Origin of the sequence: Phenylobacterium sp. (assembly GCF_035569475.1) — a bacterium.
Lineage (GTDB): Bacteria > Pseudomonadota > Alphaproteobacteria > Caulobacterales > Caulobacteraceae > Phenylobacterium.
Window position 1 is genome coordinate 38,669 of record NZ_DATMNA010000038.1, and the last position, 16,161, is coordinate 54,829.

A 16,161-nucleotide genomic window follows, 5' to 3' on the forward strand; every position below is an offset into this window, starting at 1 on the left:
CGGCGCGCGTGGGGAGCCTAGTGGGGGCCGGCGGCGCCCGGCGCGGCGGCCGAGGCGGAATGCGCCGCGGCCGGCGCAGGCGAGGCCGCCGCGGCCGTCGGTCCGGGAGAGCCCTGCGCGCCGTTCGGACCCAGGGACCCGCCGACCGGGGCCACGGCCCGGCTGGAACCGGCGGCGCCCGGCGTCCCGGCGCCAGCCGAGGCCGCGCCCGGCGCTGCGGCGCGCCCGCCCGTCGTCGAGCTGGCCGCCACGCCGGCGGCCGAGGCGTTGATCGCCGCGGCGGCCCCGGCGCCGCCGGCCGGTCCCACGCCGCCGCTCGTGGGCAGGGTTCCGTTGAAGTTGGCGGGCGGGGAGACGGCCGCGCTCTGGGCGAGGTCGGCGGCGGGCCCATTGGAGCCGCCGCTCACGGCGCCGCCCGCGGCTGTGCTCCCACCGATGGCCGCCGTCGCGTTCGGATCGGCCGGCCCTTGGCCCGTGTTGGCGCCGGCCTGCGAGGTCATGCTCATGGTCGTCGTCGTGGTCGTGGCGCCGTCCTTCTTGCCGCAGCCGGCGAGCGAGAGGCCGACCGCGGCGAGGGCCGCGACGGAGGCGAGGATCGTGAGGCGGCCAGCGGTCATGGAAGGGCTCCCCTCAACCCGCGCGGCGGATCGGCGCACGAAGCCTCCCGCTCTTGACCAGGTTCCACCCCTCGCGGCTCAGCACGAAGGCGTACGGCGAGCCACGCCAGCCGTTAGCGATCGCAGCTCCGCCGGCCCTCTGCATCAGATGGCGGCCGCAGAGGCGAAGGCACAGGCCCATCACCATCGGGTCGCGGTCGAACAAGGGCTCGTGCAGCGCCGCCAGCAGGACGTCGCGTTCGGGGGCGGAGAGTTCGAGGGGCTCGCTCATGTTGGCGTAACGCCGATGCCGCCCCGGCGTTGCGCAAGCGTGATATGGCGTGCTTCGGCGCTTCACAATCGGCCGCGCCTGGGGAATGGTCGCGCCCGCATTTCAGCCCATGAGGACGCCCATGAAGACCCGCGCCGCCGTCGCATTCGAGGCCAAGCGGCCGCTGGAAATCGTCGAGCTCGACCTCGACGGGCCCCGAGCCGGCGAGGTGCTGGTGGAGATCAAGGCGACGGGGATCTGCCACACCGACGCCTACACCCTGGACGGCCTGGATTCGGAGGGCCTGTTCCCCTCGGTGCTGGGCCATGAGGGCGCGGGCGTGGTGGTCGAGGTGGGGCCGGGCGTCACGAGCGTGAAGCCGGGCGACCACGTGATCCCGCTCTACACGCCCGAGTGCCGGCAGTGCAAAAGCTGCCTCAGCCGCAAGACCAACCTCTGCACGGCGATCCGCGCGACCCAGGGCAAGGGGCTGATGCCCGACGGGACCAGCCGGTTCTCCTACAAGGGCCAGACGGTCTTCCACTACATGGGCTGCTCGACGTTCTCGAACTACACGGTCCTGCCGGAGATCGCAGTGGCGAAAATCCGCGACGACGCCCCCTTCGACAAGGCCTGCTACATCGGCTGCGGCGTCACCACCGGCGTCGGCGCGGTGGTCAACACGGCCGGCGTGGAGCCGGGCGCCAACGTCGTGGTCTTTGGCCTGGGCGGAATTGGGCTCAACGTCATCCAGGGCGCCAAGATGGTCGGCGCGGGTATGATCGTCGGGGTCGACATCAATCCGGCGCGGGAAGAGTGGGGCCGCCGGTTCGGCATGACCCACTTCGTCAACCCGAAAACCGTCGAGGGGGACCTCGTCGCCCACCTGGTCCAACTCACCGACGGCGGCGCCGACTATACCTTCGACTGCACGGGCAACACCGCCGTCATGCGCCAGGCGCTGGAGGCCTGTCACCGCGGCTGGGGCGAGAGCGTGGTCATCGGGGTCGCCGAGGCTGGCAAGGAGATCTCCACACGGCCGTTCCAGCTCGTCACCGGCCGGGTGTGGAAGGGCTCGGCCTTCGGCGGGGCGCGCGGCCGCACGGACGTGCCGAAGATCGTCGAGTGGTACATGGACGGCAAGATCGAGATCGACCCGATGATCACCCACACCATGCCCTTGGAGCGGATCAACGAGGCCTTCGACCTGATGCACTCGGGCGAGAGCATCCGCAGTGTGGTGGTCTATTGACCGCCGAGGTCGTCGCCGTCAGCGCCAAGGCGAAGCACGGCGTCAACAAGACGAACCGCCCGGTCATTCGGCTGCTCGCCGGCGAAGGGGTCGAGGGCGACGCGCACTGCGGCGCCACGGTGAAACACCGCAGCCGCTGGCGCCGCGATCCGACGCAGCCGAACATCCGCCAGGTCCACCTGCTGCACGCCGAGCTGTTCGAGGAGCTCGCCGCCAAGGGGTTTCCGGTCACGCCCGGCCTGATGGGCGAGAACGTCACCATCCGTGGGATCGATCTGCTGAAGCTGCCGAAGGGCGCGATCCTGCGGCTCGGAGACGAGGCCGCGGTGCAGGTCACCGGCCTGCGGAACCCCTGCTACCAGCTCGACCAACTGCAGCAGGGCCTGATGGCCGCCTGCCTGGAAAAGGCCGCGAACGGCGACCTGATCCGCAAGGCGGGCGTGATGAGCGTCGTGCTGGCGGGCGGACAGGTGAGGGCGGGAGACGTCGTCGCCGTCCAACTGCCCGCCGCGCCGCACGAAGCGTTGGAGCCGGTTTAGGCCGCCTTCTTCGCCTGGGTGTCCAGGGCCGCGAAGTCTTCCGCCGACAGTTCGATGGCGGCGGCCCGGACGTTGTCCTCCAGGTGTGCGACCTTGCTGGTGCCGGGGATCGGCAGCATGACCGGGCTGCGCTTCAGGACCCAGGCCAGGGCCACTTGGCTCGGGGTCGCGCCGGTTTTGCGGACGATCGCGTCGAGCGCCGTGCCGGGCCGCGCCAGGTCGCCGGCCGCCAGCGGGTACCACGGGATGAAGCCGATGCCCTTGGCCTCGCAGTGGTCGAGCACGTCTTCGCTGGACCGGTCGGCGAGGTTGTAGAGGTTCTGCACGGTGGCCACCGGGAACACCTTGGCGGCGGCCTCGATCTCTTCGACGCTCACCTGGCTCAGGCCGGCGTGGGCGATCAGGCCCTCCTTCAGCATGTCGGCGATCACGCCGAACTGCTCCTCGCGCGGCGTCTTCGGGTCGATGCGGTGCAACTGCCAAAGCCCGATCTGTTCGACCTTCAGGCGGCGCAGGCTCATCAGCACGCATTGCCGCAGGTATTCCGGCCGGCCGACCGGCGCCCAGATGTCCGGTCCGTGGCGGGTCAGGCCGCCCTTGGTGGCGATCAGCATGCCCTTGTAGGGCGCCAGCGCCTCGGCGATCAGGTCTTCGCTCACGAAGGGGCCGTAGCTGTCGGCGGTGTCGATGAAATTGACGCCGATGTCCGGCAGGCGCTTCAGGACCCTGATCGCCTCGGCCCTGTCCGCGGGCTCACCCCAGATGCCCGCCCCTGTGATGCGCATGGCGCCGAAGCCAAGGCGGTTGATGCTGACGTCGCCGCCGACCCGGAAAGATCCCGAGGCTGCGGCTGAAAGGTTGGTGGACATGGTAAGCTCACTAAGCTGGTGGGGGAGCCACCATCTGGGGAGCCGAATCGCCGGGCGGTATGGTTTCCGCCGATTTTTTTTACCTCAGGCGGCCGGAACCGGGCGGGCCTCAAGCCGACAAGTCCTGGCGCCGCCGCCAATCCCCCTATTCGGCGGCCAGCAGCGCCGGCGCGGCCTGGGGACCCCGCACGAGCCGGCCCGGAAGATCGCCGGTGGCCTCGCCGTTTTCGAAGGTGACGACGCCGGAGACGATCGTGGCGCGATAGCCCTCGGCGCGCTGCACCAGGCGGCGGCCCTCGGCCGGCAGGTCGAAGATCATCTCCGGGGCGAGGATCCTCAAGCGCTCGAAGTCGATGACATTGACGTCGGCCTTGAGGCCGGGCGCCAGGACGCCGCGGTCATGCATCCCGTAGAGCCGGGCGGTGTCGCGGGTCTGCATGGCCACCGCCTTCTCCAGCGGCAGGCGCTCGCCGCGCTCGCGGTCGCGGACCCAGTAGGTCAGCATGTAGGTCGGGAAGCTGGCGTCGCAGATCACCCCGCAGTGCGCGCCGCCGTCCGACAGCGACAGGATGGTCGCCGGGTGGTTCATCATCTCGGCGATGTGGTCGAAGTTGAACTTCGAATAGTTGAGCAGCGGCAGGTAGATGTACCCGCGCCCGTCGTTCTCCATCAGCATGTCGTAGACGACCGCCTGCGGATCGACGCCGGCGCGGGCGGCCTCGGCGGCGATGGAATCCTCGGCGCGCGGCTCGTAGTCGAGCACGCCGTCGCGCTCCAGCCGGAACATGTTGCCAAAGGCGTGGGTCAAGAGCGCGCCGATGCCGGGCGGCGGCGGGACGTCTTCGCTGAGGATCGCCTCGCGGACCGCGGGGTCCTTCAGGCGCGCCAGGCGCTCGGCGAAGGGCAGGGCGGCGATGGCGCGGTAGGCGCTCTTCTGGACGAAGGGGTGCACGGTCGATTGCCAGCCCAGCACCATGCCGGTCGGGCGGCAGGCGATCTGGGCGGTGATCATCGCGCCCTCGGCCCGGGCGTCCTCGGTGAGCTTGAGGAGGTCGCGCCACTTCTCCGGCTGCATCGGCGACTGCAGCATGCCGAAGGTGACCGGCAGGCCGGAGGCGGCGGCGAACTGTTTCATCCAGGCGAACTCGTCCTCCGGGATCATCATGTCCGAGGCGATCTCGAAGACCCCGTGCCCGGCGGCGCCGATCGCCCGGCCGATGCCGACCATCTCCTCGGCGCCGGCGAAGGTGCCGGGCACCGGCTCGCCGTCCTTGGCCCGGTGCAACTGGGTGCGGGAGGTGGAAAAGCCGAGTGCGCCAGCCTCGAGGGCCTCGCGGGTGATGCGCGCCATCTCGGCGATGTCGGCCGCGGTGGCCTCCTCGTTGCGCGCGCCGCGCTCGCCCATCACATAGGCGCGGATCGAGCCGTGCGGCGCCTGGGCGGCGACGTCGAGGACGAAGGCCTTGCGGTCGAGGCTGTCGAGGTACTCGGGGAAGGTCTCCCATTCCCACTTGATGCCCTCGGCCAGGGCCGAGCCGGGAATATCCTCGACCGACTCCATCAGGCCGATCAGCCAGTCGTGGCGGTCGGGGCGGGCAGGGGCGAAGCCGACGCCGCAATTGCCCATCACCACGGTCGTCACCCCATGCCAGCAGGATGGCGACAGATAGGGATCCCAGGTCACCTGGCCGTCGTAGTGTGTGTGGATGTCGACCCAGCCGGGGGTGACCAGCAGGCCCCTGGCGTCAATCTCGCGGCGTCCCGCGGCCGGGACCTCGCCCACCTTGCTGATCAGGCCGCCGTCGATCGCCACGTCGGCGAGGCGGCGCGGTCCGCCCGCGCCGTCGACCACCGTGCCGCCGCGGATCACCAGGTCGTGCATCGTCCCCTCCCAGGGCTTTTGCCTGATCCTAGGCGCCTGCCGTAGGGAAAGTCGAACCGCGAAATGCGAGAGGGATCGCATCTTCGCTTGTGAGGGGAAGCCGCTTCCTGAACGCCTTGACCTTAACTAATATCGCCTTGGGATTTTTGGGGCTGAGACGATGAAGACCTTGCTTCTGGCGTGCGCGGCGATGGCGGTGGCCACGGGAGCCAATGCGACGACCTTGGTCTTCGATTTCTCCCTGGCGCCTCACCAGAACGACGTCGGTCCCACCGAAACCTACACGGTGGGCGGCCTGTCGATCTACGCCTCGGGCTTCAATTGGTCCGGCGCGGCGACCGACCTCTACGGCAAGCACGGCGGCGGCGACGAGAACGGCCTGGGCCTCAACAACGACCCGACCGGCGATCACGAGATCCACTATCACAGCGGCTTCGTTCAACTCGACCTGAGCGACTTCGTCGGCCACGTCCTGGCCGGTTCGACCACCTTCGGCACCAACAGCGTCACCGGCGGGGAAGCCTGGACGGTCTACGGCGCCAACACCGCCGGCAGCCTGGTCGGCGCGGTCCAGCTCGCCACCGGCACGAACGAGGCGGTGAACCAGGTGCTGCCGGGGCTCGGCGCCTATCGCTTCTTCGACTTCGTCGAGACCGCCCCGCAGGGCGGCGAGAACTTCCTGATCACCAAGATCACCACGACGGCCACGACCGTCCAGCAAGGCGTGCCGGAGCCGGCCTCCTGGGCGCTGATGTCGATCGGCGTCGGCGGCCTGGGCGCCCTGTTGCGCCGCCGCCGCGCCCGCGGGGCTTTCGCCGCCGCATAGGCCGGGCCCCCGCTTCCACCGCCAACCTTGTCAGGGGCGCCCTTTTGGCGTTCAACCCGACGCGCGGTCCGCGCGGTGCGGGATCCTGGCGCGCGGCATGGAGAACGGCCCTTGGCGATCGGTCCTTCGAGCGCTGAGGAGGCGTCGGCCACCGAGGAAGCGGCCGGGATGTTGCAGGTGGCGCTGGGCGTGCACAGGCGCGGCGACGCGCGCAACGCCGCGATCATCTACGAAGAGGTCCTGAGGCGCGATCCGCGCAACCCCGACGCGCTTCACCTGCTGGGGCTCGCACTGCATCAGCAGGGCCAGTCGCAACGCGCCGTCGAGCTGATCGGCGAGGCGCTGCAGGCGCGCCCCGGCGACGCCGTGATGCTGGTCAATCGCGCCCTGGCGCTGAGCGCCGTGGGCCGGGCGCCGGCGGCGCTCGAGGACCTCGACCGCGCCCTTTCCATCAAGCCGGACATCGCCCAGGCCCACTATGGCCGCGCCACCGCGCTGCAGGGGCTCGGGCGGCTGGAAGAGGCCGTCGCCGCTTTCGACCGGACCATCGCGCTCTGGCCAAAGCACGCCAGCGCCTACATCGATCGCGGCAATGCGCTGAAGGATCTTGGGCGCCACGACGCGGCGGTGGCGAGCTACGAGGCGGCGCTCGCCCTGGAGCCGGGCAATCCGACGATCTGGTACAATCGCGGCGCCGCGCTGCGGGCCCTGGGCCGGGTCGGCGAGGCGATCGAGAGCTATGGCCACGCCCTCGCCGCGCGGCCCGATTTCGCCGTCGCCCACCACAACCGCGCGGTCTGCCGCCTGCTGGCCGGCGACTACCCGGGCGGGTTCGAGGAATATGAATGGCGGCGAAAGTGCCCGGACTTCGCGGAGAACCGCGCCTTCCCGGGGCCGGAGTGGACCGGGGCCGAGGCTCTTCAAGGCAAGACCCTGTTCATCTACCCGGAGCTCTACCTCGGCGACGTCATCCAGTTCAGCCGCTACGCCCGGATGGCGGAGGCTCGCGGCGCGCGGGTGATCCTGGCCGCGCCGCCGGTCCTGCATCGCCTGCTGCGGACGCTCAGTCCCACGATCCGGCTGGCGGCGCCGGACGATGCGCCGCCGGCCTATGATCTGAGCTGTGCGATGATGAGCCTGCCGCTCGCGTTCGGCGCCAGGCGCGACAACGTGCCAGCGCAGGTCCCGTACCTGAGCGCCGAACCGGAGCGGATCGCGCGCTGGAAGGCCAGGATCGGCACGGCGGGCCTGCGGATCGGCGTCTGCTGGCAAGGCAGCACCTTGCCCTATGCCGCGGCGATGCAGCGCTCGTTTCCGCTCGCGGCGCTCGCGGGCGTGGCCGGCGCGCCGGGCGTACGCCTCATCAGCCTTCAGAAGCACGACGGGCTGGACCAGCTCGGCGGCCTGCCGCCAGGCATGGCGGTGGAGACCCTCGGCGAGGACTTCGACGCGGGTCCGGACGCCTTTCTCGACACGGCCGCGGCCATCGCCGCCTGCGACCTGGTGATCAGCGCCGACACCGCCGTGGCCCACCTGGCCGGGGCGCTCGGGGCGCCGACCTGGGTCCCGTTGCCCTTCGCCCCCGACTGGCGCTGGGGAACCGAGGGGGCGGACAGCCCCTGGTATCCGACCGTGCGGCTGTTCCGGCAGGCCGCGCCCGGCGACTGGGCAGGCGTGTTCGGAGACATCGAGGCGGCGCTGAAAGGAGGCTTTCATGCCTGACGCGCCCGTCTCCTGGGGCGAGCTGATCGACAAGATCTCGATCCTGGAGATCAAGAGCCGCCGGCTGGCCAAGGCTGAAGCCCTGGCCAACGTCCGGCGCGAGCTGGCCGCGCTGGAAGCGGCCGCGGCCCCGGCGTTAGGCGACCCGCGCATGGCCGGCTGGAGGCGGGCGCTGGGCGAGCTGAACGAGGCCCTGTGGGAGATCGAGGACGCGATCCGCGAGCAGGAGCGCAGCGGCGACTTCGGCCCGACCTTCATCGACCTGGCGCGCTCCGTCTACCACCGCAACGATGCGCGCGCAGCGATCAAGCGCGAGATCAACCTGGCGCTGGGCTCGGACCTCATCGAGGAAAAGAGCTACGCGGACTATGGCGACGCGCCGGGCCGCTGATTTCTCCGGCCGCCAAGCCACCTCGGCGCCTTTGCGGCGGTTTTCCCGGCGGCTTTTCCCGCCCAGCTCGCGGTGGGTGGAGCGGGCCCCATGCGCCTGCTAGAACCCGCCCTCCGGACGGGTGGCCGAGTGGTTTAAGGCAGCGGTCTTGAAAACCGCCGTGGGTGAAAGCCCACCGTGGGTTCGAATCCCACCCCGTCCGCCACCCTACGCGACCCTGAGGGCGGCTTAGCTTGGATTCTCCATCTGGCCGGGACCGAGTTGCGGCGTTGACGATGATCACCTGCCGTCGCGCGCCGCGCGGATCACCTCGGCCGGCGAAGGGGGCGAGGCCGCAGCTTCATTGATCTGCGCCTTGGCGCGCGACGCTGGGACCACCGGGATGTCGGCGTCGGCCAGCGGCTGCATCCAGCGTTTGCGGGCCATGGCGGCCTCGATGAAGGGCGCGAGTTCGGCGGCCTTCTTGGCCTCGCGGGCGGCGACCTCGGCCTTGAACTCCGGCATCACCTCGGCGGCGAACAGCTCCAGGGACTGGCAGATGTGCTCGTGCTTGTTGCGGCCGGCCTGCTGCAGGAAGATCACCTGGTCGACGCCTGCATCGCGGAAGGCGCGGACGTGGTCGCGGATGTCGTCCGGGGTTCCGATCCCATTGGCGTTGCGCGCGGCGGCCTTGCTGGCGGCGATGATCTCCTCGTCGCTGCGGGCGCGGGATTTCTGGAAGTCCTCGAACAGGGTGGAGCGGCCGGGGACCGCGTCGTGGGCCACCAGGGCGTTCACCGCATAGCTGAAGAACTCGAACCCCTCCTGGCCCCGGCGGATCGCCTCGCCCCGGTCGGGGTGGACGGAGAAGTTGGAGACCATGGCCAGGTTGGCGTTCACCGCGTGGCCGATGGGGACGCAGTCCTCGGACCTGATGATGCCGTAGTAGATTTCGGCCCAGTTCCGCGCCTCGTCGGGATCGACGAAGGAGAAGGCGAGCGCGCCGACGCCGATGGAGGCGGCGACCTTGATCGTGTCGCGGTTGGTGCAGGCCATCCACATGGGCGGATGCGGCTTCTGGACCGGCTTGGGCACCACGTTGCGGCAGGGGAAAGAGAAGCCCTGGCCCTGGAAGCCGGGGTAGGGGTTCATCACCATCATATTGGCGATCTGCTCGGCGGCCTCCAGCGCAAGGGCGCGCTTTTCCTTGGCCGGGATGGCGAAGCCGCCGAGTTCGAGGCGCGTCGCACCTTCGCCGATGCCGAAATCGAGGCGGCCGCCCGAGACGATGTCGAGGGTCGCCAGGCCCTCCGCGGTGCGGGCCGGATGGTTGTAGTTGGGGATCACCTGGCGGATGCCGTGGCCGACGCGGATGGTCCTGGTGAGCGCCGCGCAGGCGGCCAGGAACACCTCCGGCGCGGAGGAATGGGAGTATTCCTCCAGGAAGTGGTGCTCCACCTCCCAGGCGTAGTCGTAGCCCAGCCGGTCGGCGAGCACGACCTGCTCAAGCGCCTGGTGGAACAGCCGCGCTTCGTCGCCCTCGTTCCACGGCTTGGGGAGCTGGTGCTCGTAGAAGATGCCGAAGCGCATGGGAAAGGCCTCCTCCGGTCCGTCTGGCGCGGATCTCGGCCGCCACTTCGGGCGTCTTTACGCGGCTTGGCAAGCCTCGGTGGGCTAGAGGGGCGGGAAGATCACCTGCAGCACCTCGTCGGTCGTGTAGACGCAGCGGTCGTTGTGGCCGCATTCCGGGACGATCAGGGTTTTCGGTTTCCCGCCAAGGTGTTCGGCCAGGTACTTCACGAAGGCCTCGCCGCGGGCGCGTCGCGTGGCGCCCTGGGCCATGGCGTTGGCGGAGCCGTCGAAACCGCCCAGCGGCAAGGTGTCGACCTGGCTGAACAGGTAGGTCGTCGGACGGCCCACGAGCTGGGCGCGCAACTGGTCGGGCGTTTCCCTGGCCGCATAGCCGCTGAGCTGTTCGAGACCGAAGGGCCAGCGGTCGTAGGTCGGCGCCTTGGCCGCGTCGAAGGGCCCGTAGGCGAAGGCGGTGTGGACCGTCTCGCTCTCCCAGCCCTTGACGGCGGCGGCCGGGGCGGCGTCGCCCTCGGCCAGGGGGCGCGTGGCGTCCGGCCAGGCGTAGCTCGACGGGTTCGCCACCACATAGGTCACGGGCACGCCGAGGCTCTCGTGCACCCGGTTGACCATCTCGTAGCGCGCCACGAACTGGCCGCCGGCGGAGTGGCCGGCGACGACGATGCCCTTCAGGTTCGGGAACACCTTCTTGTCCGCAAGGCGGCGCAGGATCTCGTCGACGAACTCGAAGGAGGTCAGGTCCGTATCGCTGGCCGCCACGCCGCCGGAACGCCAGCTATCCCCGCCGCAGCTCCAACTGATCTCCTTCGGCGCCAGGACGTCCTTGCAGCCGCCCTCGGCGGAATGGAACGCCGGCGAGATAACGATGGTGTCGTCCAGCGTCCTGGCCAGGAACGCCGCGCCGGTGGCGGTGGTGAAATAGTGGTCGGCGTTTCGCAGGGTCCCGTGGACCATGATCAGGGCGCGCCGCACATGCGGGTTCGGCCTGGTCAGCGGCAGGCTGCGGTAGATCAGCGAACGGCCGCCCGCCTTGCCTAGCGGAACCCATTCCGTGCAGGCTGTGGTGGCGTCGATGCACGGCGTGGGCGCCGCCCCGGCCGAATGTTTGGCGGCGAGGGCAGGCGTGGCGCAAATCGTCGCCGCCATCGCGCCCAGCGCCAGAAACCCTGTCAGCCCACGCATATGTCGCCCCCAAAAGTCCGCCCGCCATCGGTAGCGATGACCGCGGCCATCGGCAACCGCGGCGAGCGCCGTCGTGGCAAGGCTCTGTTAACCCTGGCGAAAGCTTAGGCCCGCACCCTGGGTCGCGCGCGGGGCAAGCAGCGGGGATTCGCCATGGATCGCGGGCAGGTGGTTCGGTTGGGCCGGTGGGCCGTGGTCTTGATGGCCGGCGCCTCGCTGGCGGCCTGCGCCACCCTCACGCCGAAGTACGCCGTGCGCGAGGGCGCGCAGGGCTCGGCGGCGCGCCCGCCCACGAACGGCAAGACCGGCACCAATGCGCCTTATCAGGTTGGCGGCATCTGGTACGTGCCCCACGACCAGCCGCACTACAACGAGACCGGCATCGCCTCGTGGTACGGCGACGCCTTCCAGCTCAAGGCCACCGCCGACGGCGAGATCTTCGACATGAACGCGTTCTCGGCGGCGCACACCACCCTGCCGCTACCCTCGATGGTGGAGGTCACCAACCTCGACAACGGCCGCAAGATGACCGTGCGGGTCAACGACCGCGGGCCCTTCGTCGGCGGGCGGATCATCGACCTCAGCCACGCCGCGGCCCGCCAGCTGGGCTACGACCGGGCAGGCACGGCCCATGTGCGGGTGCGCTATGTGGGCCCTGCGCCCCTGGCCGGTCCCGACGCCGGCGTGCGCTACGCTCGGACGGCCCAGGCGCCAACCGCCGCCGGCGGCCGCCGGCCCGCCGACGAGGACATCTTCGCGGACGCGGCGCAGGATCCGCCCGCGCCCAGGCCGCTGGTCAAGCCTGCCGAGGCGGTCTCGGTGGCCGAACTCGCGCCCTTGCCCTCCGCCCGAAGCGACGCGGCAGGCGCAGCGGCGCCCGAATCCGCGGCGGCGTTCCAGGGCGACGGCTTCCATGACGTCTCGCCCGCCGGCGCCTTCCGCATCCAGGCCGGGGCGTTCGGCGACCAGGACAACGCCCGCAAGGCCGTGGCCCAGTTGGCCGCCGCAGGGACGGCGAGGATCGAGCCCATCGAACGCGCCGGCCAGACGCTCTACCGCGTGACCTTGCCCGGCCCGGCGGATGAGGCCGAGGCCTATGCCCTGCGCGACAAGGTGGCCGGGATCGGCTTCGCCGACGCCCGCGTCCTGCGGCCCTAGACTTATACGCCGAACCGGCCATTTTGGGCCGGTGTCCAAGGGCAGGTTCATCACCTTCGAAGGCGGCGAGGGGGCGGGGAAATCCACCCAGCTCAAACGCCTGGTCGCGCGCCTTGAGGACCCTTCGCAGCCCGGAGGCGGGCGCGAGGTGGTGGCGACCCGCGAGCCCGGCGGCTCGCCTGGCGCCGAGGCGATCCGTGAACTGGTGCTGAAGGGCGCCGCCGACCGCTGGAGCCCGGTCACCGAGACCCTTTTGATGTACGCCGCGCGGCGCGACCACGTGGAGCGGGTGATCCGCCCGGCGCTGGCGCGCGGCGCATGGGTGGTCTGTGACCGCTTCGCCGATTCCACCCGCGCCTATCAGGGGGCCGCCGGCGGCACGGCGCCGGAACTGATCTCGGCGCTGGAGACCCATATCCTGGAAGGGACCCGGCCCGACCTGACCTTGATCTTCGACCTGCCGGTCGAGGTCGGGCTGGAGCGGGCCCATGCGCGCGCCGGGGCGGAGATGCGCTTTGAGTCCAAGGGCCAGGCCTTCCACGAGCGGCTGCGCGAAGGCTTCCTGGCCATCGCCCGGGCCGAGCCGGACCGCTGCGCCGTCGTCGACGCCGCGGGTTCCGTGGACGAGGTGGAGGCCCGCGTCTGGGCGGCGGTGAACGACCGGCTCGCGGTCCATGGCTGAGATCCGGCCGCCGCGGGAGGTTTTCGATCTCCAGGGCCATGAAGCCGCCGAAGAGGCGTTCGAGGCCAGCCGCGCGCGGGGGCGGCTGCACCACGCCTGGCTGCTCACCGGCGCGGAGGGCGTGGGCAAGGCGACCTTCGCCTACCGCGCCGCGCGGCGGCTGCTGGGCGCGCCCGCAGAGCCGGCCTACGGCGTCCTGGGCGCCAGCCCGGACCATCCCGTCAGCCGCCAGGTCATCGCCCATTCGCACCCCGACCTCTTCGTGCTCGAGCGCGCCGACGAGACCGGCAAACTGCGCAAGGTGATCCCCGTCGACGAGGCTCGGGGCCTGTCGGAGTTTTTCTCCAAGTCCCCGGCGAGCGCACCGCACCGGGTGGCGATCATCGATGCGATCGACGACCTGAACGTCAACGCCGCCAACGCCATCCTGAAGACCCTGGAGGAACCGCCGCCGCACGGGGTGCTGCTCATGGTCAGCCATTCGCCCGGCCGGCTGCTGCCGACCATCCGCTCCCGCTGCCGCCGGCTGGCGTTCCAGCCCCTGCCGCTCGAGGCGGCCGCGGCCTTCGTGCGCGAGCGCGAGGACGTCAGCGCTGAGGACGCCTTGCGCCTGGCGCGCATGGCGGGCGGCGCGCCGGGCCGCGCCTGGGTGCTGGCGGGGCAGGGGGCCATCGCCATGGACGACGCCGCGCGCGCCCTGTTCGAGGGCCTGCCGCGGGTGGACGAGGCCTTTGCGCTTTCGCTGGCCGACCGGTTCCGGGGCGGCGAGGGCCAGGCGCAGTTCGACCTGCTGTTCGACCGCCTGGGCGAGCGGGTGCACGGCTTCGCCGCCGAGCGGGCCTCGCAGGGGATCGGCGGCCTCGACGCCTGGGCCCGCGCCTGGGAGACCCTGCAACGCCTGAGCCGCGACGTGGAGGCGGTGAACCTCGATCGGGCCGACGCCCTGTTCACCGCGCTCGGGGAGTTGCGTCAGGCCGCCCGCGCAGCCTAGACGGGCCCATGCTGATCGACAGCCACGTCAACCTGCACGCGCCGCAGTTCGATGAAGACCGCGAGGCGGTGATCGCCCGCGCGCTGGCCGCTGGCGTGCGGCTGATGGTCAACATCTGCGACAGGGTCTCGAACTACGAGAAGGTGCGCCGGGTCGCAGAGCACCCGGACATCTGGGCCACCGTCGGCACGCACCCGCACGAGGCCAAGGAAGACCCGGACCTGGCCGCGGAGACCCTTATCGCCATCGCCGCCGATCCCCGGGTGGTGGGCATCGGCGAATGCGGCCTGGATTTCCACTACGACCTCAGCCCTCGCGACATCCAGGCGAGGGTGTTCCGCGCCCACGCGGCGGCGGCGCGCGAGACCGGCCTGCCGCTGGTGGTGCACACCCGCGTGGCGGACGCGGCCATGGGCGACATCCTCGAGGACGAATACGCCAAGGGCCCGTTCCGCCTGCTGATGCATTGCTACACCTCGGGCCCCGAGCTGGCGGCGCGGGCCGCGGCGCTGGGGGCCTGGTTCTCGGTCTCCGGGATCGCCACCTTCAAGGCCGCGGAGGAGGTACGGGCGGTGATCCGCGACATGCCCGCCGACCGCATCATCGTCGAGACCGACTGCCCGTATCTCGCGCCCGCGCCCTATCGCGGGCGGCGCAACGAGCCGGCCTTCCTGCCGCACGTCCTGGCCAAGCTCGCCGAGGTGCGCGGCTGGTCCCTCGACGAAGCCGAGGCCCGGACCGAGGAGGCCTTCTTCGCCCTGTTCGACCGGATCCCCAGGGCATGAGTGGGACGCTCGAGTTCACCCTCCTGGGCTGCGGTTCCTCCGGCGGCGTGCCGCGGGCCGACGGCGACTGGGGCGCCTGCGACCCCACGAACCCGAAGAACGCGCGCTCGCGCTGTTCCCTCCTCGTCCGGCGGATGGGGCAGGGGCCCGAGGCCGAGACCACGGCGATCGTCGACACCTCGCCTGACCTGCGGCTGCAGACGGCGCAAGCGGGCGCCAAGCGGCTGGACGGCATCCTCCTCACCCACGACCACGCCGACCAGGTGCACGGCATCGACGACGTGCGGGCCTTCTTCATCCGCCAGCGGGCCAAGATCGCCTGCCACATGGACCCGGCCACCGAGGTCTCCATGATGCGGCGCTTCGGCTACATCTTCGAGCCGGAGGGCGGCTATCCGGCGATCTGCGAGCGGCGCCGGATTCCGGCCCACGGCGCGCCGTGGAGCGTTGACGGACCATCGGGGGCGATTCCGATCGCGACGTTCGACCAGGACCATGGCGGGGTGCGGTCCGTGGGCTACCGGTTCGCGGACGTGGCCTATTCCAGCGATGTGGTGAACCTGGACGAGGCGGCGTTCGAGGCCTTGGCCGGGCTCGACGTCTGGATCGTCGATGCCCTGCGCTATCGGCCGCATCCGACCCACGCCCACCTGCAGCGGGCCCTGGACTGGATCGCGCGGCTGAAGCCCCGGCGGGCGATCCTCACCAACCTGCACATCGACCTGGACTACGAGACCCTGAGGCGCGAGTTGCCGGCGGGGGTCGAGCCCGGCTTCGATGGCCTGCGGTTTCAACATCAACTGAGTGGTGGATTCTCGTGATTTTCCGGCCGCTTAAGATAGGTTTCCTCGCGTCCGGAAACGGCTCCAGCGCCCGCGCCGTCGTGGGCGCGATCGAGGCCGGCGAACTGGCGGCGCAGGCGCGGCTTCTGGTGAGCAACAACCGCAGCGCCGCGGCGCTGGCGTTCGCGGCGGAGGCGGGGATCCCGGCGCTCTGCATCGCCACCCAGGCCGACCCGGACGCCGCCGACGCCAGGCTGGCCCAGGCCATGGCCGACCACGGCGTGGAGCTGATCGTGCTGTCGGGCTACCTGCGCCAGCTAGGCCCCCGGACCCTGGGGCGGTACGCCGGCCGCATCCTCAACATCCATCCCGGGCCGCTGCCGGCGTTCGGCGGGCACGGGATGTATGGCCGCCGCGTCCACGAGGCGGTGATCGCTGCGGGGGTCCTGGAAAGCGGTGTCTGCATCCACCTCGTCGACGAGGAATATGACCGAGGCCCGGTCATCGCCCGAATGAGCGTGCCCGTGGAGCCGGGCGACACCCCGGAAAGCCTCGAGGCGCGCGTGACCAGCCTGGAGCCCGGATTCTTTGTCGAGACCCTGTGTCGGATCGCCGAGGGCGAAATCGTCCTGGGCTGAGACGCCGCGCAACGTGGATTGTGCGC

At 70.9% G+C, this 16,161-nt stretch carries 17 protein-coding genes and 1 tRNA gene; 12 read left to right on the forward strand and 6 right to left on the reverse strand.

From position 1 onward, the window contains the following. Window positions 1-17 precede the first annotated feature (17 nt). Both VNW53_RS05775 and VNW53_RS05780 read right to left on the reverse strand, forming a co-directional pair. Entirely contained in the window at window positions 18-617 is a 600-nt protein-coding gene (locus tag VNW53_RS05775) for a hypothetical protein (RefSeq protein WP_325554176.1), read from the reverse strand. 13 nt (window positions 618-630) lie between these two features. Then, a complete protein-coding gene (locus VNW53_RS05780; RefSeq protein WP_325554178.1) occupies window positions 631-888 on the reverse strand; it encodes a hypothetical protein in 258 nt (85 codons plus the stop codon). A 121-nt stretch (window positions 889-1,009) separates the two neighbouring features. Here VNW53_RS05780 and VNW53_RS05785 point away from each other — a divergent pair, with 121 nt between their 5' ends. Both VNW53_RS05785 and VNW53_RS05790 read left to right on the forward strand, forming a co-directional pair. Further along, window positions 1,010-2,119 (forward strand): S-(hydroxymethyl)glutathione dehydrogenase/class III alcohol dehydrogenase, encoded by a 1,110-nt coding sequence (locus tag VNW53_RS05785; RefSeq protein ID WP_325554181.1) that lies wholly within the window; start codon window positions 1,010-1,012, stop codon window positions 2,117-2,119. Continuing rightward, a complete protein-coding gene (locus VNW53_RS05790) occupies window positions 2,116-2,658 on the forward strand; it encodes an MOSC domain-containing protein (RefSeq protein WP_325554182.1) in 543 nt (180 codons plus the stop codon). The genes VNW53_RS05785 and VNW53_RS05790 overlap by 4 nt, the downstream gene beginning before the upstream one ends. On the opposite strand, the gene VNW53_RS05795 is transcribed toward VNW53_RS05790, so the two are convergent. Further along, complete coding sequence (locus VNW53_RS05795; protein ID WP_325554183.1) at window positions 2,655-3,527, reverse strand: aldo/keto reductase; 873 nt, start codon at window positions 3,525-3,527, stop codon at window positions 2,655-2,657. The genes VNW53_RS05790 and VNW53_RS05795 overlap by 4 nt on opposite strands. Window positions 3,528-3,672: 145 nt before the next feature. Further along, complete coding sequence (locus VNW53_RS05800) at window positions 3,673-5,409, reverse strand: N-acyl-D-amino-acid deacylase family protein (protein ID WP_325554185.1); 1,737 nt, start codon at window positions 5,407-5,409, stop codon at window positions 3,673-3,675. A 160-nt stretch (window positions 5,410-5,569) separates the two neighbouring features. On the opposite strand from VNW53_RS05800, the gene VNW53_RS05805 reads away from it, so the two are divergent. From VNW53_RS05805 to VNW53_RS05820, 4 genes are all read left to right on the forward strand, one after another. Then, a complete protein-coding gene (locus VNW53_RS05805) occupies window positions 5,570-6,235 on the forward strand; it encodes a PEP-CTERM sorting domain-containing protein (protein WP_325554187.1) in 666 nt (221 codons plus the stop codon). Window positions 6,236-6,346: 111 nt separating this feature from the next. Beyond that, a complete protein-coding gene (locus VNW53_RS05810) occupies window positions 6,347-7,957 on the forward strand; it encodes a tetratricopeptide repeat protein (RefSeq protein WP_325554188.1) in 1,611 nt (536 codons plus the stop codon). After that, window positions 7,950-8,348, forward strand: coding sequence for a DUF6165 family protein (locus VNW53_RS05815; protein ID WP_325554189.1), 399 nt, complete (start codon window positions 7,950-7,952; stop codon window positions 8,346-8,348). The genes VNW53_RS05810 and VNW53_RS05815 overlap by 8 nt, the downstream gene beginning before the upstream one ends. A 115-nt stretch (window positions 8,349-8,463) precedes the next feature. Next, window positions 8,464-8,553: transfer RNA gene (locus tag VNW53_RS05820), tRNA-Ser, on the forward strand. A gap of 74 nt (window positions 8,554-8,627) precedes the next feature. Here the strand turns inward: VNW53_RS05820 and VNW53_RS05825 are convergent. Together VNW53_RS05825 and VNW53_RS05830 are read right to left on the reverse strand one after the other, a co-directional pair. After that, entirely contained in the window at window positions 8,628-9,917 is a 1,290-nt protein-coding gene (locus VNW53_RS05825) for an LLM class flavin-dependent oxidoreductase (protein ID WP_325554191.1), read from the reverse strand. An 84-nt stretch (window positions 9,918-10,001) separates the two neighbouring features. Further along, entirely contained in the window at window positions 10,002-11,099 is a 1,098-nt protein-coding gene (locus VNW53_RS05830; protein WP_325554192.1) for an alpha/beta fold hydrolase, read from the reverse strand. A 153-nt stretch (window positions 11,100-11,252) separates the two neighbouring features. On the opposite strand from VNW53_RS05830, the gene VNW53_RS05835 reads away from it, so the two are divergent. Genes VNW53_RS05835 through VNW53_RS05860 form a run of 6 tightly spaced genes read left to right on the forward strand, consistent with a single transcriptional unit; the run spans window position 11,253 to window position 16,135 of the window. After that, window positions 11,253-12,257: a septal ring lytic transglycosylase RlpA family protein gene (locus VNW53_RS05835; protein ID WP_325554193.1), complete on the forward strand. Its 1,005-nt coding sequence runs from the start codon at window positions 11,253-11,255 to the stop codon at window positions 12,255-12,257. 31 nt (window positions 12,258-12,288) lie between these two features. Beyond that, window positions 12,289-12,939 carry a dTMP kinase gene (gene tmk / locus VNW53_RS05840; RefSeq protein ID WP_325554194.1) on the forward strand — a complete coding sequence of 217 codons (651 nt, stop codon included), beginning with the start codon at window positions 12,289-12,291 and terminating at the stop codon, window positions 12,937-12,939. Continuing rightward, window positions 12,932-13,930 carry a DNA polymerase III subunit delta' gene (locus tag VNW53_RS05845; protein WP_325554196.1) on the forward strand — a complete coding sequence of 333 codons (999 nt, stop codon included), beginning with the start codon at window positions 12,932-12,934 and terminating at the stop codon, window positions 13,928-13,930. The genes tmk and VNW53_RS05845 overlap by 8 nt, the downstream gene beginning before the upstream one ends. An 8-nt stretch (window positions 13,931-13,938) precedes the next feature. Continuing rightward, window positions 13,939-14,715, forward strand: coding sequence for a TatD family hydrolase (locus VNW53_RS05850; protein WP_325554197.1), 777 nt, complete (start codon window positions 13,939-13,941; stop codon window positions 14,713-14,715). Continuing rightward, window positions 14,712-15,536: an MBL fold metallo-hydrolase gene (locus VNW53_RS05855; RefSeq protein ID WP_325554198.1), complete on the forward strand. Its 825-nt coding sequence runs from the start codon at window positions 14,712-14,714 to the stop codon at window positions 15,534-15,536. The genes VNW53_RS05850 and VNW53_RS05855 overlap by 4 nt, the downstream gene beginning before the upstream one ends. Continuing rightward, window positions 15,533-16,135, forward strand: a complete 603-nt coding sequence (locus VNW53_RS05860) for a phosphoribosylglycinamide formyltransferase (protein ID WP_325554199.1) — start codon at window positions 15,533-15,535, stop codon at window positions 16,133-16,135. Before VNW53_RS05855 ends, VNW53_RS05860 begins: the two co-directional genes overlap by 4 nt. The last annotated feature ends 26 nt before the right edge of the window (window positions 16,136-16,161 follow it).

What these genes read in the sequence shown, in the direction of transcription:
- VNW53_RS05830 (WP_325554192.1), bottom strand. Translation starts at nt 11,099, where the DNA reads ATGCGTGGGCTGACAGGGTTTCTGGCGCTGGGCGCGATGGCGGCGACG.
- VNW53_RS05815 (WP_325554189.1), top strand. Translation starts at nt 7,950, where the DNA reads ATGCCTGACGCGCCCGTCTCCTGGGGCGAGCTGATCGACAAGATCTCG.
- VNW53_RS05850 (WP_325554197.1), top strand. Translation starts at nt 13,939, where the DNA reads ATGCTGATCGACAGCCACGTCAACCTGCACGCGCCGCAGTTCGATGAA.
- VNW53_RS05845 (WP_325554196.1), top strand. Translation starts at nt 12,932, where the DNA reads ATGGCTGAGATCCGGCCGCCGCGGGAGGTTTTCGATCTCCAGGGCCAT.
- VNW53_RS05775 (WP_325554176.1), bottom strand. Translation starts at nt 617, where the DNA reads ATGACCGCTGGCCGCCTCACGATCCTCGCCTCCGTCGCGGCCCTCGCC.
- VNW53_RS05805 (WP_325554187.1), top strand. Translation starts at nt 5,570, where the DNA reads ATGAAGACCTTGCTTCTGGCGTGCGCGGCGATGGCGGTGGCCACGGGA.
- VNW53_RS05855 (WP_325554198.1), top strand. Translation starts at nt 14,712, where the DNA reads ATGAGTGGGACGCTCGAGTTCACCCTCCTGGGCTGCGGTTCCTCCGGC.
- VNW53_RS05825 (WP_325554191.1), bottom strand. Translation starts at nt 9,917, where the DNA reads ATGCGCTTCGGCATCTTCTACGAGCACCAGCTCCCCAAGCCGTGGAAC.
- VNW53_RS05780 (WP_325554178.1), bottom strand. Translation starts at nt 888, where the DNA reads ATGAGCGAGCCCCTCGAACTCTCCGCCCCCGAACGCGACGTCCTGCTG.
- VNW53_RS05795 (WP_325554183.1), bottom strand. Translation starts at nt 3,527, where the DNA reads ATGTCCACCAACCTTTCAGCCGCAGCCTCGGGATCTTTCCGGGTCGGC.
- VNW53_RS05835 (WP_325554193.1), top strand. Translation starts at nt 11,253, where the DNA reads ATGGATCGCGGGCAGGTGGTTCGGTTGGGCCGGTGGGCCGTGGTCTTG.
- VNW53_RS05800 (WP_325554185.1), bottom strand. Translation starts at nt 5,409, where the DNA reads ATGCACGACCTGGTGATCCGCGGCGGCACGGTGGTCGACGGCGCGGGC.
- VNW53_RS05785 (WP_325554181.1), top strand. Translation starts at nt 1,010, where the DNA reads ATGAAGACCCGCGCCGCCGTCGCATTCGAGGCCAAGCGGCCGCTGGAA.